Source organism: Trichocoleus sp. DQ-A1 (assembly GCF_039961955.1).
Taxonomy (GTDB): Bacteria; Cyanobacteriota; Cyanobacteriia; order Cyanobacteriales; family FACHB-T130; genus FACHB-T130.
Window position 1 is genome coordinate 307,364 of record NZ_JAMPKE010000002.1, and the last position, 13,068, is coordinate 320,431.

The window sequence follows — 13,068 nt, forward strand, 5'->3', positions numbered from 1 at the left end:
CTCTAAGATTCTGCTTTCATTTCGTCAATTTCAAATAAACTGACAATGACTCCAGTAATCGGAATTGCAATAAAAATTCCGAGTAATCCTGCTACTCTAGCACCTACTAGTAAGGCGAAAAATACAACAACTGGATTAATATTAAGCGAATTTTGCATAATCCGGGGCGTGATGAAATTGTCTTGTACTTGCTGAATTATGATACAAACAACAACTACTTGAACGGCTAACCAAACACTCTGAGACAATAAAATAAGAAAAACAATACCCACCCCTAAAGTAGCTCCAATCCCAGGGATTAAATCGAATAATCCAGCAATAATTGCCAAAAGTAAGGGAAATGGTACATTTAAAATTAAAAAAACCAAAAAAGTAGTCGTAGTCAGAAATAAACATAAAACCATCTGTCCTCGAAAAAATCCGAGAAACTTGCGTTGAATGACAATGGTAAATCTATTTTGTAAATGTGCAGGAACAAGCTTAAGAATAAGCTTCCAAAGCTTTTCTCCATCTAGCAACATAAAAAAAGAAATAACGGAAATTAATATCAAATTAAGAAAATTGGCAAAAAATACTTGTATAGTCGTTAAGCTATAACCGATTCCTAACCCCAGCGATGAGACGATTTGATTCTGAAATTGTTCTTGAATTATGCTCAAATTTACTTGAACATTGAATCTTAAAAGGAATTTTTCTATTTGATAAGCCAAAGGAATTAAAGAATTTAAAAAGGTTGTTAAGCTAGAAATTAATTGTTGCCCTTGCGATACAACTGTTAAACCAACTGTGACAGTAAGACTAGCAATCACGATCATGCCTAGAATAAAGACCACGGTAACAGCAACACCGTGAGGCACAAAACGAGTTAGCGATCGCACGGGATAACTCAGTAGAAAAGCGACAATAGCTGCAAATGTAAAAATGACAATAACTGTTTCAAAGTAAGCTAAAACTTTTACAAACGCCCAGCCAGAAGCAACGAAAAGCAAAAATCTAACCAATGCCAAATTGTTCAGTCGCTGCAAAAGATACTTGGCAGAAGGTTCGCTCATTTCTTTTTGGGATGGTGATTTAATCCAGAATCCCGGTGATTGACTCATTTCTTTATTGAATGAACCAATAGCCGGATATCCAGACAGATTTGGAATAACCTAATCCTACTGAAAGCGCAACTGTCAGGACATCATCCCAACGTTTTAATTTCGCCGAGAAAATCTTGTCTTTTGAAATTCTTTAACGGCCTAAATCGTGTAAAGCATGAATCGCTGTGGCGCATTTTTGCGTTACCGCCTGTAACTCATCCCGGTCTGTTGAATTAGGAGGCTCAATTACCTGACCAATCCGCACCGTTACTGGCACCGGACGCGGAACCAGCGAACCTTTCTTAAAAATCGCTTCCGTACCCCACAAACTAACGGGCAGCAACGGCACCTTCGCCTTGGCGGCAATCAGCGCAGCACCTAGCTTTGGGTCTGAAATTCTGGCGTCTGGCGTCCGCGTTCCTTGTAAAAAGACACCGACTGCCCACCCTTCCTCTAGGAGAGACAGCGCCGAACGAATCGCACTCCGGTCTGCGGAACCCCGCTTGACGGGGTAAGCACCATACAACTTAATTGCCTGCTTCAAAACAGGGACTCGAAACAGTTCTTCTTTTGCCATATACGCTACGGGTCGTCGCACGCAGCAGGACAAAATCGGCGGATCAAAATCACTGGCATGATTGCTAACCACTAGAAGTGGTCCAATCGGAGGAACGTGTTCGCATCCATAAATCCGACCTCGCAGGTAGGCATGAAGCACGGGGCTGACCACCGACCACTTAAACAGGTGGTATAGAACTAAACTCGAAACAGGCTCGCGGCTTCTGCCCAGATTAGATAATTCGCTATCCACCGTACTCTCGCTGTAAACCTTTAACCACCTTGTCTGATTTTTCTCGTTCCCTGGCTGATGAGGGAAGGAGGGAATTTTTCCATTCTCTCACTCGCACGCGCTGTTGTGGTCGCCGGACTTTATTCTGCATTCGGCAACTCTGCAACACTACCCACGTTTTCCAAAGTTAAATCGGGGCAAGTACGTTTAATTAAACCCGTAAGGACTTTCCCTGGACCAATTTCCACAACCTGCGAAATTCCTTGTACTGGCAATTGTAGAGAAATTTCTCGCCACCGCACCGAGCCGGTCATCTGACGGATGAGGCGCTCTTTTAAAATATCAGCGTCCACAGATGGGACAGGTTCCACATTTGACAGCACTGGCACTTGAGCAGAATTAAATGGAACTGACTCCAAAACTACCTGGAACTCGGCGGCAGCTTCCGCCATTAAGGGAGAGTGAAAGGCTCCTGAGACATTCAAGCGGACAACACGCTTAACCTTTACTTGACTTAGCACTCCCTCCACCGCTTCTGGCGTTCCAGAGATGACGACTTGGGCGGAACTGTTGTCGTTGGCTAATACAACGTCGGGGGTCTGCTGAATTTGTTGTTCTAGCTGTTCGCGGTCGAAGCCAATCAGCGCTGCCATCATGCCATCGGACGCACTATCCATAAATTCTGCCCGACGTTTCACTAGGCGCAACCCCGCCTCAAAGTCAAAGACACCGGCGACGTAGAGAGCAACGTATTCTCCCAGACTGTGACCGGCAACGAGGTTAGGTTGATGTCTCCCAGCTTGCATTCGATCCGCTAAAATGCTTTCTACCACATACAGGCTGGGCTGGGTATAAAGAGTGCGGGATAATTTATCTTCCTGACTCTGACAGATTTCTGGTACAGACCAGCCTAAAATTTGCTCGGCTTGCTCAAATTTAGCCTTTGCCTCTGGCAACTCTAATAAATCCACTCCCATTCCGATTGCCTGAGAACCTTGCCCAGGAAACACCCATGCGGTCTTTGTCATTGGTCATTGGTAATTGGTAATTCGTAATTGGCAATTAGCAATAGGTAATTGGAGAAAAGTTTTCAGTTTTAGAGGCGCAATTGATCGCGTCTGAGTTTTGACTTCAAGAATTTCTTTCTTGCCTTAAAACTCAATCCTTAACACTCCTAACTTTCATTACCCATTACCGATCCACCTATCGAAAATTATTGGAGGCAGAGAATCTCCGATCTCCGCAAAATTAAAAATCTAAAATTGATTTATCTGCCCCATTGGAAAATCGCTGCGCCCCACGTTAGACCCGCGCCAAAGCCGGAAGTTGCAATCATGTCTCCTGGTTTAATTTTGCCTTCTCGCACAGCTTCATCCAGCGCTAAGGGAATGGAAGCAGCAGAAGTATTGCCGTAGTTAGCAAGATTGCTAATGACTTTTTCAGCAGGAATCTTTAAGCGTTGGGCGACGGCATCAAGAATTCGCTGATTGGCTTGATGTAAAAGCAACCAGTCAATTTGTTCAATACTGATACTTGCGCGAAACATGGCTTTTTCCAGCACTTCCGGCACTTTTTGCACGGCAAAGCGATAAACTTCCTTGCCGTTCATGGTGATGGGGTGGTAAGTGCCAGCTTGGACGTTGATCCCAGGAACCAGTTCTTTAGGCTGTGCCGTGTAGGCTAGGCTGAGGGATTTGTGCTGGGTTCCATCACTGCGGAGTTCAAATCCCAGCAGGCGATCGCGATCGCTCGCCTGCATGACAATGGCACCAGCACCATCCCCAAATAACACGCAGGTTCCCCGATCTGACCAATCTACCCAGCGCGACAGAATATCAGCCCCAATTAGCAAGACATTTTGATAGACGCCGGTGCGGATAAACTGCGATGCCGTAACTAGACCAAAGACAAATCCAGAGCAAGCGGCTGTTAAATCAAAAGCTACCGCCCTAGATGCTCCCAGTTGAAACTGAATTGCTGAGGCACTCCCGAACAAATCATCGGCAGTTGAGGTTGCCAGAATAATTAAATCCAGGTCTTCTGGGGCGATCCCAGCCATTGCGATCGCTCTTTGTGCCGCGAGTGTGGCGATCGAACATAAGGACTCCTCACCCGCCAGCCGTCGCTGACAAATCCCGGTGCGGCTGGCAATCCAATCATCGGAAGTATCTACCAGCTGAGTGAGTCCATGATTATCCAGAGAACCTGAGGGGATCGCAGAGCCGCTTCCGGTAATGGCGACGCCGACGCCTGTTTGTTGCAACATTGCTCTCCATGCTTGCTGGGGTCTTTAGGTATCAGCTATCAGCATTTTAGCTTTTAGCTAAATCGATTAATTCTAAACGATCGACGCTGGAATGTCACATTTTACACTTCATCCTTCATACTTGTTGCTATTCGCCGATTGCCGATTGTTTAGTACTGATATCTTGAGACTGAATCCGCTCCAGTACCTGGTTATCAACAGCTTCTTTCGCTATGCGAATCGCGTTAAAAATTGAGGGAGCCTGGGAGCTACCGTGGCTAATAATACAAATGCCTCCTACCCCCAACAACAAGCAACCGCCATGTTCTGCGTGGTCTACCCGCTGCTTTATTCGCCGCAAGTTTGGTTTCAACAGAGCCGTGCCGACTTGCCCGCGCAGTCCTTGAGGTAACTCTTCCTGGAGGATTTGCAATACTGCCTCGCCAACGGCTTCAGCAAATTTCAACAAAACATTCCCGGCAAAACCATCGCAAACGACCACATCAAAATTACCCGTCAGGACATCTCGCCCTTCGGCATTGCCAGCAAAGCAAATTTGCGAATTCTCTTGCAGCCTTTGGTAAGTACGAACCGCTAGATCGTTCCCCTTACATTCTTCTTCACCAATGTTGAGCAACCCGACTTTAGGAACGTCTACACCCAGCACATACTGGCTGTAAATCGATCCCATCAGTGCGAACTGCTCCAAAAATTTAGGACGACAATCGACATTTGCGCCGACATCGAGAATTAGCACTGATTTACTAGCTACCATCGTTGGCAAAACTGCTCCGATGGCCGGGCGGTCAATCCCCCGAAGGCGTCCCAGTCGCAGCAGAGCAGATGCCATAGCGGCTCCTGAATGACCCGCTGACACTACTGCTTGGGCTTGTTTTTGTTTTACCAAATCCATTGCTACGTTGATCGAAGCCTTGGGCTTGCGTTTTAAACCACTTAGAGGCTCCTCGTGCATTTCAATTGTGCCCTCAGAAGGCACAATTTGAGGAAGATGAGAACTGGTGTGTTGCCCTAGGGAAGCTTCAATCTGATGAGGATCGCCCACCAGCAAAACCTCTACGTCTAATTCTTCCTGTGCCCTAAGCGCTCCAGCAACGATTTCGGCGGGGGCGTGGTCGCCACCCATAGCGTCAATTGCGATCCGTGCGCGAGTCGATCCCATTGATCAAAGTGATATAAACCTTAAAAATTCTACCAGTACCCGATGACTCGTGGAGAAACCGGGGTCAATCCGGGAGGATGAAACAGGACGCAGGAAGGATAAATAAAAGAATGCTGAAAAAAATGGTACTCCTAAATAGGTAAAGATAGAGAACTAGTTGTCCCACGGGAGAGTTTATCCATTTTCGCTTGCTCACCGATTACTCATTCCTTGTCCCTGATTGTGCTTTACCTATACGCGAACTCCCGAAAAAATATCTTCATTCTGGCGGAAGCAATTTCCGCCTTGGGCTTTTTTTATAGCTTGCACATCCGGCAGGCTCTTTGTTTAGTGAATAAAGGAAAGTGAGGAATGTTGCAATTATTTGGCTCTGGATTGGTAGCGCTGTGGATGAATATGGCTGGGGTAAAAACAACAGAGATAGATACTACCCAACTGGCTGCGTGGCGGGGAGTTCCTTTGTTTTCCCTATCGATGGCGACCGATCCGGTAGCTGAAAACACCATGCGGCAATATTTGAAGGGCTGGAGCGCTAAAGGCATGGGGGAGGCGGCTCAAGGGGTGTGGATTCAGTCGGGTTCTATGCCCTTGGCAACTCATCAGGGAAATATTCCCTTACCGGCAGCTTCTTTGACCAAGATTGCGACTTCTGCTGCTGCGTTGGAGACTTGGGGTCCAGGCCATCAGTTTGAAACCTCAATTGGCACGACCGGACCTGTGAGAAATGGAATTTTGCAGGGAGATTTGGTGATTAATGGCAGTGGCGATCCCTTTTTTGTGTGGGAAGAAGCGATCGCTCTGGGGAATGCTTTAAATAAACGGGGCATCCGTCGCATAAACGGCAATTTGGTGATTGTGGGCGATTTTTACATGAATTACCAATCCCACCCTTATATGGCGGGTCAGATGCTCAAACAAGCATTTAACCCCACCTCGTGGCCCAGAGATGCCCAATATCTATACAACTTAATGCCCCCAGGAACGCCAAAACCACAAATTGCGATCGCGGGTTCGGTCAAAGTTTCATCAATTGCAATTCCCAAGCAAATTTTGTTGTTGCGTCATCGCTCAATGTCCTTGGCACAAATCCTCAAGGAAATGAACATTTACAGCAACAACGACATGGCGGAGATGCTGGCAAAAGCCCTTGGGGGGGCATCCGCTGTCGCTCAGTTGGGGGCTACGTCTGCCGGTGTCCCCCAACAGGAAGTTCAGCTGGTAAATGGCTCTGGTTTGGGGGTGGAAAATCGCATCTCGCCCCGCGCTGTTTGCGGAATGCTGACGGCGATCGAAAGTTATTTACAACCCCATCAGCTTACGGTAGCCGACCTCTTCCCGATATCGGGACGCGATCGCCGGGGAACGATGGTATCCCGCCACATCCCTTCAGGCACGATTATCAAAACTGGTACCCTGCGCGATGTCAGTGCCCTGGCTGGGGTAATGCCAACACGCGATCGCGGTCTGGTTTGCTTTGCGATCATCAACCGGGGTGGTGATGTCGATGGTTTTAGAAAACAGCAAGACCAAATACTTCAAAAACTGGTGCAACGATGGGGCGTTCCCCCCACTCTACCAGCAGCGATTCTTCCTAGCACTGGGCGAGCTGATATTGCTGGATTTCTCGGTGACGCCAGTCGCAATGAAATTCTCTCAGATTTTCAAGCGCGACGATAATATCGCACAGCACTCCTAATGATTCGTGAAGGCGAGATCCCCGACTTTCCAAGAAGCCGGGAATCTCAATCACTGGCATTTCACAACTCAAATAGGATTGCTATACCATTTTGGTTATTATGACCCTCGCTTACCGATTCAAGGAATAATTTCCGTCACCACCCGGCTACTACCACCGCTAGCACCACCGCCACCCGTGACAACAACCGTTTGACCTTGAAACTTACCGACTGCTCTGGAACCCGTCAGGTGCAGCGGCGGGTCAACTTGTTGATGATAAATTACATTGCCTTGAGCATCGAATTCTTCAGTTGGAATATTCCAAGTCACCTGATTGGCGTAAAGTTGGGATTTATTCCGGCTGCCAACGCCTTGGACGCCACCAACTAGACGAGCCACTTTTCCCTTCAGATCCACCTGACCCCGGTTCCCCGTCAGCGTCACTTGCTGCTGCTGATGCACCACTTTCACAGGTTGGTCTGATGTAACCATTTGTGTGTTTAAGTTCCAGGTAACAGAATTCCCAGCGATTTGCACTGGCGGCTCTAAAGAAGTCATTTGAACATTCTTTGTCAGCGTTGCCATCTTCGTTTTCAGGTTTACCTGACCAGAATCTCCTGCCGCTTGCTCTGTCACGCGATTGCCTGTGTAGCGGTCAATCTGGATGCGGCGATCGCCAACTACCATCTGCTGGGGAATTTGCCACACTAAATGCTCGGTTCTCATTTGTACCGCTGGGTCTTTCGATGTTGCGACAATTTGACCCAATAATTCCATATGCTGCGACCGACTAAAATATCGTCCTTCCTTCGCTGTTGCCACCATCTTTTGATGGGTGCCGACGAGATTTTGACGCACGATCACAACGTCTTCCTTTGGTCGCCACTCTAATTCATTCCCTTTTAAAACTGCCCCATTCCGAGGGTCTGTGGCAACAATCTGACCCTTCAGAAAGATTTTTTTACCATCCTCTTGAACTTCGCCACTATCTGCGGTGATTTGCATAATCATTTTTCCATCTTGGAACAAATCCCCGCTAGGATTTTGGATGCGAGCAGCTTTCTTATCTTTGGTATAAACTGCCTGCTTTGCTTTCACTTTCCACAAAGGTCGTCCCTGCTCATCTGCCTGATCCAGGGTCACATTTTGGAATACTAAACTCCCCTCGAAATCCGTCACGGAGGCAGTATCTTTCTGCAATTTTTTTTCCGTGCGTTTTTCAGTATTACAAGCACTAACTAAAAAAGTGAATAGTAAAAAATAAATAGGCAAAAGAAATAATTTTTTGCGAGAAGCTACTTTTTTCATTTCTTTTGCCTATTTATGTCTTTATTTCTTAGGTTGCGTTATCTATCTTCTTGGTCATCCATAAAGCCAATGCCCGACAACGGACGATAAGTATAATTTTGTCTGGGCGTCTTTTGGATATCTTCTTTGATGCTATCCAAGTCAATGTATCGATCTGATACATTGATTAAACTATCGCTAGTCATGGAGCGCAAACTGACCACTTCCACGCGGACACCCCGATAGCTAACGGCATCGACAGCGTAAGCTAAATCCCCATCCCCGCTGACGAGAACAGCGGTATCGTAAGACCCCACTAAAGCCATCATATCGACAGCAATTTCCACATCCAAGTTGGCTTTTTTCGAGCCATCCGGCAGCTGTACCAAGTCTTTGGCAATGACTCGGTATCCATTGCGCCGCATCCACAACAGGAAACCCTGTTGTTTTTCATTCGTGCGATCGACGCCGGTGTAAAAGAAAGAGCGTAACAAGCGAGATCCAGCGGTTAAGCGGCACAGCAACTTGGTGTAGTCAATTTCTATACCGAGCTGTAGTGCTGCATAAAATAGATTTGATCCATCGATAAAAATGGCTACACGACCGCGATTTTCTAAAACCTGTTCTGGCGTGAATACAGAGTCGTTACTGCTGAAATTATTCAACATGATTGTTATGCCTCGATTTTTTTATGAAAAAAGCAATTAGCGATTTTGATGAACTTTTAGCTTTTGAGAGAGCGGTCTGTACCAGAGTTTTTACTTTTGTATGTATCAGCACCCGATGGTCAATCCGCCAACAGCCAACAGCTATTAGCTACTAAGACGAAACTCTTCAGGGGAGTTCCAGCCTTGGAAAAACAGGTCTGGCTTCACCTAAAGCTTGTCTTGCAGTTAGTGTTCCCCAAGTGGCATGAGCGGAAAACGCAGCCGAAACATCTATTAACGTTTTGTTATTAAAGTCAATTGAAAAACCTAGCTGTTGGTAAATGTCACTACTGATGGTAGGAATAATCGGTGATAGCAGATAAGCTGCTAGTCTAACAGATTCTAGAACCGCATACAGGACTTGTTCGACGGCCTGTTGTTGCCCTTGCTTATATAAAGTCCAGGGAGCTTGCTCGTCAATAAATTTGTTGCTGGCTCGAATTAGAGTGAAAATATCTGCGATCGCATCACTAAACGCCAGAGATTCATAAGCTTGAGCAACGCGATCGCCTAAACTAAGGCCAATTGCTTTAATTGTGTTATCTGCGGGGATGTTTTCATCTGAGCAGTCAGGCACGATGCCATTGCAATATTTCTTTGCCATGTTCATCGTCCGATTGAGTAAATTGCCCAGATCGTTTGCTAAGTCAGCATTGAGGATATTGATAAACCGAGTTTCGTTGAAATCTCCGTCTTGCCCAAATTCAATCTCCTTGAGAAAATAGTAACGAATAGCCTCAGCTCCGTAACGTTCGACTAAAGCGATGGGATCGATCGTATTACCAACCGTTTTACTGATCTTTCGCCCGTCTTTTGTCAGGAAGCCATGTCCAAATATTCGAGCGGGTAGCGGCAGATCCGCTGACATTAACATGGCAGGCCAATAGACCGCGTGAAACCGCAGAATGTCTTTACCAATCAGGTGCATATTAATCGGCCACCACTTGGATAAAGCATTCTCTAGCGTCGGTTCGCTATCTGGTTCGAGCAACGCCGTGACATAGCCCAGCAAGGCATCAAACCAGACATAGATGGTGTGGCTAGGATCGACGGGTATAGGGAAGCCCCAGTCTAAATTCACTCGCGAAATGGAGAAATCTTGAAGCCCCTGACTGACAAAGCTCAAAACTTCATTGCGGCGAATTTCTGGCTGGATAAAATCTGGTTGCTGGCGATATAAGTCTTCCAGCTGGCTTTGGTACTTAGAGAGGCGAAAAAAGTAGTTTTGTTCATCCCGCCACTCGACTTCTTTGTTGGGGTGGAGGGGGCAGTGGTGTCCTTCTAGAAGGTCGCGTTCCTCTTTGAATTCCTCGCAGGAGACGCAATACCAGCCCTTTTGTTGCCCCAAATAAATGTCGTTTTTTTCCCAGACGCGCAGGAAAAACTCTTTAACAATGGCTTGATGGCGAGAGTTCGTCGTGCGGATAAACCGATCGTACTGGATATTGAGTTTTTGCCAAAGGACATCGAATCCAGCCGCAATTTCATCCGAGTGAGCTTGCGGTGAAAGCCCTTTGGTTTCTGCTGTGCGCTGAATTTTCTGCCCATGCTCATCCGTGCCGGTAATCAACAGCACAGACTTTCCCCGGAGCCGTTCAAACCGAGCCACCACATCCGCCGCCATTGTTGTATAAGCGCTGCCAATGTGGGGTACGTCGTTCACATAATACAGTGGTGTAGTAATTGCAAATGAATTTTTACTTGTATGATTAGCACTCATAAATATAAAAAACAACCCCTTTCTTGCTTTTGATCATATACTTCGGCCTGCAATTTTGTATCTTTTCGTTATCTTGTCTTGAGAGTTCCACTTAGCTCCGGGAAATATAAGTATAAAATGTTACTTTTTCTTGACAAAATTAAAATCGTAAAAAATCTTTACCAGCGATTTCTACCCTGAGAGATTCGTATAGGTGAGGAAGTTACGTTAATAATTGTATTAAGAAAAGTTAAGTTATGGGGCGATCGATCGCATCTGCTCAACGAATAAAGTCCAGGCTTGGTAAAAAGTGGAGAATGAACTCAAGAGTCAAGATTCAGTCTACCTCTAGACTCTAGCCATTTATAATCAAGGCGATTGCCTGTTGACTGTAGCGATCGCGCTTCCTGCAAGAAAGCCTATAGAAAGCATGTCTTCAGATAACCCATTACAGATTTCTCGCTTGCTGATGAAGGCATTGGGAACGCAGATGTATATATACCATCAGGATCGCGTTCCTCAAGAAGGTGGCGTTTTAGTGGTGAGCAATCATCGCAGCGTCATGGATGCGCCAATCCTGATGGCAGCTTTAAATCGTCCGATTCGCTTTGCCTGTCATCACTACATGGGACAAGTGCCCGTGATGCGGGAGATTGTCAATCAACTGGGTTGTTTCCCTTTGGAGACGCCAGAACACCGCCAGCAAGATTTCTTTAACAAGGCAATCAGCCTGTTGCAGTCCCAGCAGGTGGTTGGGATATTTCCCGAAGGTGCCCAGCCAATGGTAAGCCTAACCCAGCCGAATGAAATGAAAACCTTTCATCGGGGATTTGCTCATTTAGCTTTGCGAGCGCCGGTGCAAAATTTGGCAATTTTACCCGTGGCGATCGCATCCCAGGAAGAAACAAATAACTCGGCAATCCCTCTGCGATTATTAAGTTTATTTGACCCTTCCGAACCCCTATTTAAACAGGCAGGCTGGCATCCGATGGTCGTTTACCGTCGATCTAGCATCCTAATTGGGCGTCCCTGTTGGATTACGTCTCAAGTGCGGGAACAATATCAAGGAAAACAAGCCAAAACTGCTGTTGCCAGTCTTATCAATTACTGCCAGGAAGAAATTGCTGGTTTACTTCGTCAAGTTTGGTATTAGTTCGCAAGGATGGGAGTCTGCCATAGAATAAGAATTAATACCTACGTCTACAGGTAGATGGCTTAAGGGTAGGCAAATGGGCAAAGTCCGCTCTCAGTAACCTTCGCCTTCAAGAATTTAGACTTGCCTAGTTTTTCACCGAAGTGTCTTGAGTCCTCGAATCGTTCGCATCCGCCCCAAAGAAAGCAATAAATTTTTGACCTGTTGTTTTTAAATGGACATTACGAAATGCCAGACGTAAAAAGCCATCCTTGTTTTCTCACCCCCAGGCTGTTTAATCCAGACTGCCCGCTGTTCGTGTTCCTTCCAGGCATGGATGGCACGGGTCAATTGTTGCGAGCGCAGACAGAGGGGTTAGAAGCAGCCTTTGATATCCGTTGTTTGGTCATCCCAGCCGATGACTTAACCAGCTGGGAGGATCTAACCGATCAAGTGGTAGCGCTGATTGAAGCAGAAGTAGAAAAACAACCTAATCGGTCAGTTTATCTGTGCGGCGAGTCATTTGGGGGCTGTTTGGCGATGAAAGTAGCGTTGCGATCGCCCGAACTATTTGACCGAATTATTTTGATCAACCCCGCTTCTTCCTTTAATCAGCGACCTCTGCTAGCTTGGGGATCGCTGGTGAGCGGCTGGATACCGGAAGTCCTCTACCGAGTGGGATCGGTGTGGTTATTGCCGTTTTTAGCTCATTTAGAACGGGTTGCACCGCGCGATCGCCGCGCCCTTCTAGACGCTATCCACTCCGTACCCCCAAAAACTGTCCTTTGGCGATTGTCCCTCATCAGAGATTTTGATGTTGATGCTTCTCAATTACGTCGCATCACCCAACCTACCCTGGTGATTGCCGGAGGTACAGACCGACTACTGCCCTCTGTAAGTGAAGCTCAGCGCTTAGCTTCTTGCCTACCCGACGCGGAAATGGTCATACTGCCGAAGAGCGGTCATGCTTGTCTTTTAGAAGCTGATGTCAACCTCTACGCAATTATGAAAGCTGAAAATTTTTTAGAAAGTCGGGATAAAGTTTCCCTATTGGCGGTTTCTTAGCGATCCGTCGTTCAGCAGGAGATATGAATTGAATAAAAGCTTGTCATTTTGTATGGCGGGAACCGACCCCCGTGTATGATTGTTCTGCGCGTTAAGAGCCTGCTGTTTTAGGTCCCAAACTGAATACTCAAACGGGTTTGATGGGTAGAGCGGCAGGAAAACTTATCCTAAAAACAATTCAGTTCGTCTACTTTGTGATGAGTC

12 protein-coding genes are annotated in these 13,068 nt (G+C 46.5%); 3 read left to right on the forward strand and 9 right to left on the reverse strand.

Annotated elements, in window-relative coordinates; translation table 11 throughout:
- Window positions 1-2 precede the first annotated feature (2 nt).
- The 6 genes from NDI33_RS03815 to plsX form a co-directional block, all read right to left on the reverse strand.
- Complete coding sequence (locus tag NDI33_RS03815) at window positions 3-1,052, reverse strand: AI-2E family transporter (protein WP_190441275.1); 1,050 nt, start codon at window positions 1,050-1,052, stop codon at window positions 3-5.
- Window positions 1,053-1,233: 181 nt separating this feature from the next.
- Window positions 1,234-1,872 carry a lysophospholipid acyltransferase family protein gene (locus NDI33_RS03820; protein ID WP_190415746.1) on the reverse strand — a complete coding sequence of 213 codons (639 nt, stop codon included), beginning with the start codon at window positions 1,870-1,872 and terminating at the stop codon, window positions 1,234-1,236.
- A 13-nt stretch (window positions 1,873-1,885) separates the two neighbouring features.
- Entirely contained in the window at window positions 1,886-2,023 is a 138-nt protein-coding gene (locus NDI33_RS03825) for a hypothetical protein (protein ID WP_190428837.1), read from the reverse strand.
- Window positions 2,013-2,900 (reverse strand): ACP S-malonyltransferase, encoded by an 888-nt coding sequence (fabD, locus tag NDI33_RS03830; RefSeq protein ID WP_190674430.1) that lies wholly within the window; start codon window positions 2,898-2,900, stop codon window positions 2,013-2,015. Before fabD ends, NDI33_RS03825 begins: the two co-directional genes overlap by 11 nt.
- Before the next feature lie 239 nt (window positions 2,901-3,139).
- Window positions 3,140-4,138, reverse strand: coding sequence for a beta-ketoacyl-ACP synthase 3 (locus NDI33_RS03835; RefSeq protein ID WP_190674433.1), 999 nt, complete (start codon window positions 4,136-4,138; stop codon window positions 3,140-3,142).
- 127 nt (window positions 4,139-4,265) lie between these two features.
- Window positions 4,266-5,297, reverse strand: a complete 1,032-nt coding sequence (gene plsX, locus NDI33_RS03840) for a phosphate acyltransferase PlsX (protein ID WP_190440778.1) — start codon at window positions 5,295-5,297, stop codon at window positions 4,266-4,268.
- 351 nt (window positions 5,298-5,648) lie between these two features.
- On the opposite strand from plsX, the gene NDI33_RS03845 reads away from it, so the two are divergent.
- On the forward strand, window positions 5,649-6,974 hold the full coding sequence (locus NDI33_RS03845; RefSeq protein WP_190674436.1) for a D-alanyl-D-alanine carboxypeptidase: 1,326 nt from the start codon (window positions 5,649-5,651) through the stop codon (window positions 6,972-6,974).
- A gap of 138 nt (window positions 6,975-7,112) precedes the next feature.
- On the opposite strand, the gene lptC is transcribed toward NDI33_RS03845, so the two are convergent.
- From lptC to metG, 3 genes are all read right to left on the reverse strand, one after another.
- Window positions 7,113-8,282 carry an LPS export ABC transporter periplasmic protein LptC gene (gene lptC / locus NDI33_RS03850; RefSeq protein WP_190415649.1) on the reverse strand — a complete coding sequence of 390 codons (1,170 nt, stop codon included), beginning with the start codon at window positions 8,280-8,282 and terminating at the stop codon, window positions 7,113-7,115.
- A 38-nt stretch (window positions 8,283-8,320) separates the two neighbouring features.
- Window positions 8,321-8,929: an NYN domain-containing protein gene (locus NDI33_RS03855; RefSeq protein ID WP_190415651.1), complete on the reverse strand. Its 609-nt coding sequence runs from the start codon at window positions 8,927-8,929 to the stop codon at window positions 8,321-8,323.
- A gap of 166 nt (window positions 8,930-9,095) precedes the next feature.
- Window positions 9,096-10,688, reverse strand: coding sequence for a methionine--tRNA ligase (gene metG, locus NDI33_RS03860; protein ID WP_190674439.1), 1,593 nt, complete (start codon window positions 10,686-10,688; stop codon window positions 9,096-9,098).
- A 409-nt stretch (window positions 10,689-11,097) separates the two neighbouring features.
- Between metG and NDI33_RS03865 the strand changes: the two genes are divergently transcribed.
- Window positions 11,098-11,820 (forward strand): lysophospholipid acyltransferase family protein, encoded by a 723-nt coding sequence (locus tag NDI33_RS03865; RefSeq protein ID WP_190415654.1) that lies wholly within the window; start codon window positions 11,098-11,100, stop codon window positions 11,818-11,820.
- 228 nt (window positions 11,821-12,048) lie between these two features.
- Window positions 12,049-12,864 (forward strand): alpha/beta hydrolase, encoded by an 816-nt coding sequence (locus NDI33_RS03870; RefSeq protein ID WP_190430405.1) that lies wholly within the window; start codon window positions 12,049-12,051, stop codon window positions 12,862-12,864.
- The last annotated feature ends 204 nt before the right edge of the window (window positions 12,865-13,068 follow it).

Bases quoted from the DNA above. Each gene is read 5' to 3' on its own strand.
- NDI33_RS03835 (WP_190674433.1), bottom strand. From the start codon at position 4,138: ATGTTGCAACAAACAGGCGTCGGCGTCGCCATTACCGGAAGCGGCTCT.
- NDI33_RS03815 (WP_190441275.1), bottom strand. From the start codon at position 1,052: ATGAGCGAACCTTCTGCCAAGTATCTTTTGCAGCGACTGAACAATTTG.
- NDI33_RS03870 (WP_190430405.1), top strand. From the start codon at position 12,049: ATGCCAGACGTAAAAAGCCATCCTTGTTTTCTCACCCCCAGGCTGTTT.
- plsX (WP_190440778.1), bottom strand. From the start codon at position 5,297: ATGGGATCGACTCGCGCACGGATCGCAATTGACGCTATGGGTGGCGAC.
- fabD (WP_190674430.1), bottom strand. From the start codon at position 2,900: ATGACAAAGACCGCATGGGTGTTTCCTGGGCAAGGTTCTCAGGCAATC.
- metG (WP_190674439.1), bottom strand. From the start codon at position 10,688: ATGAGTGCTAATCATACAAGTAAAAATTCATTTGCAATTACTACACCA.
- NDI33_RS03865 (WP_190415654.1), top strand. From the start codon at position 11,098: ATGTCTTCAGATAACCCATTACAGATTTCTCGCTTGCTGATGAAGGCA.
- NDI33_RS03825 (WP_190428837.1), bottom strand. From the start codon at position 2,023: ATGCAGAATAAAGTCCGGCGACCACAACAGCGCGTGCGAGTGAGAGAA.
- NDI33_RS03855 (WP_190415651.1), bottom strand. From the start codon at position 8,929: ATGTTGAATAATTTCAGCAGTAACGACTCTGTATTCACGCCAGAACAG.
- lptC (WP_190415649.1), bottom strand. From the start codon at position 8,282: ATGAAAAAAGTAGCTTCTCGCAAAAAATTATTTCTTTTGCCTATTTAT.
- NDI33_RS03845 (WP_190674436.1), top strand. From the start codon at position 5,649: ATGTTGCAATTATTTGGCTCTGGATTGGTAGCGCTGTGGATGAATATG.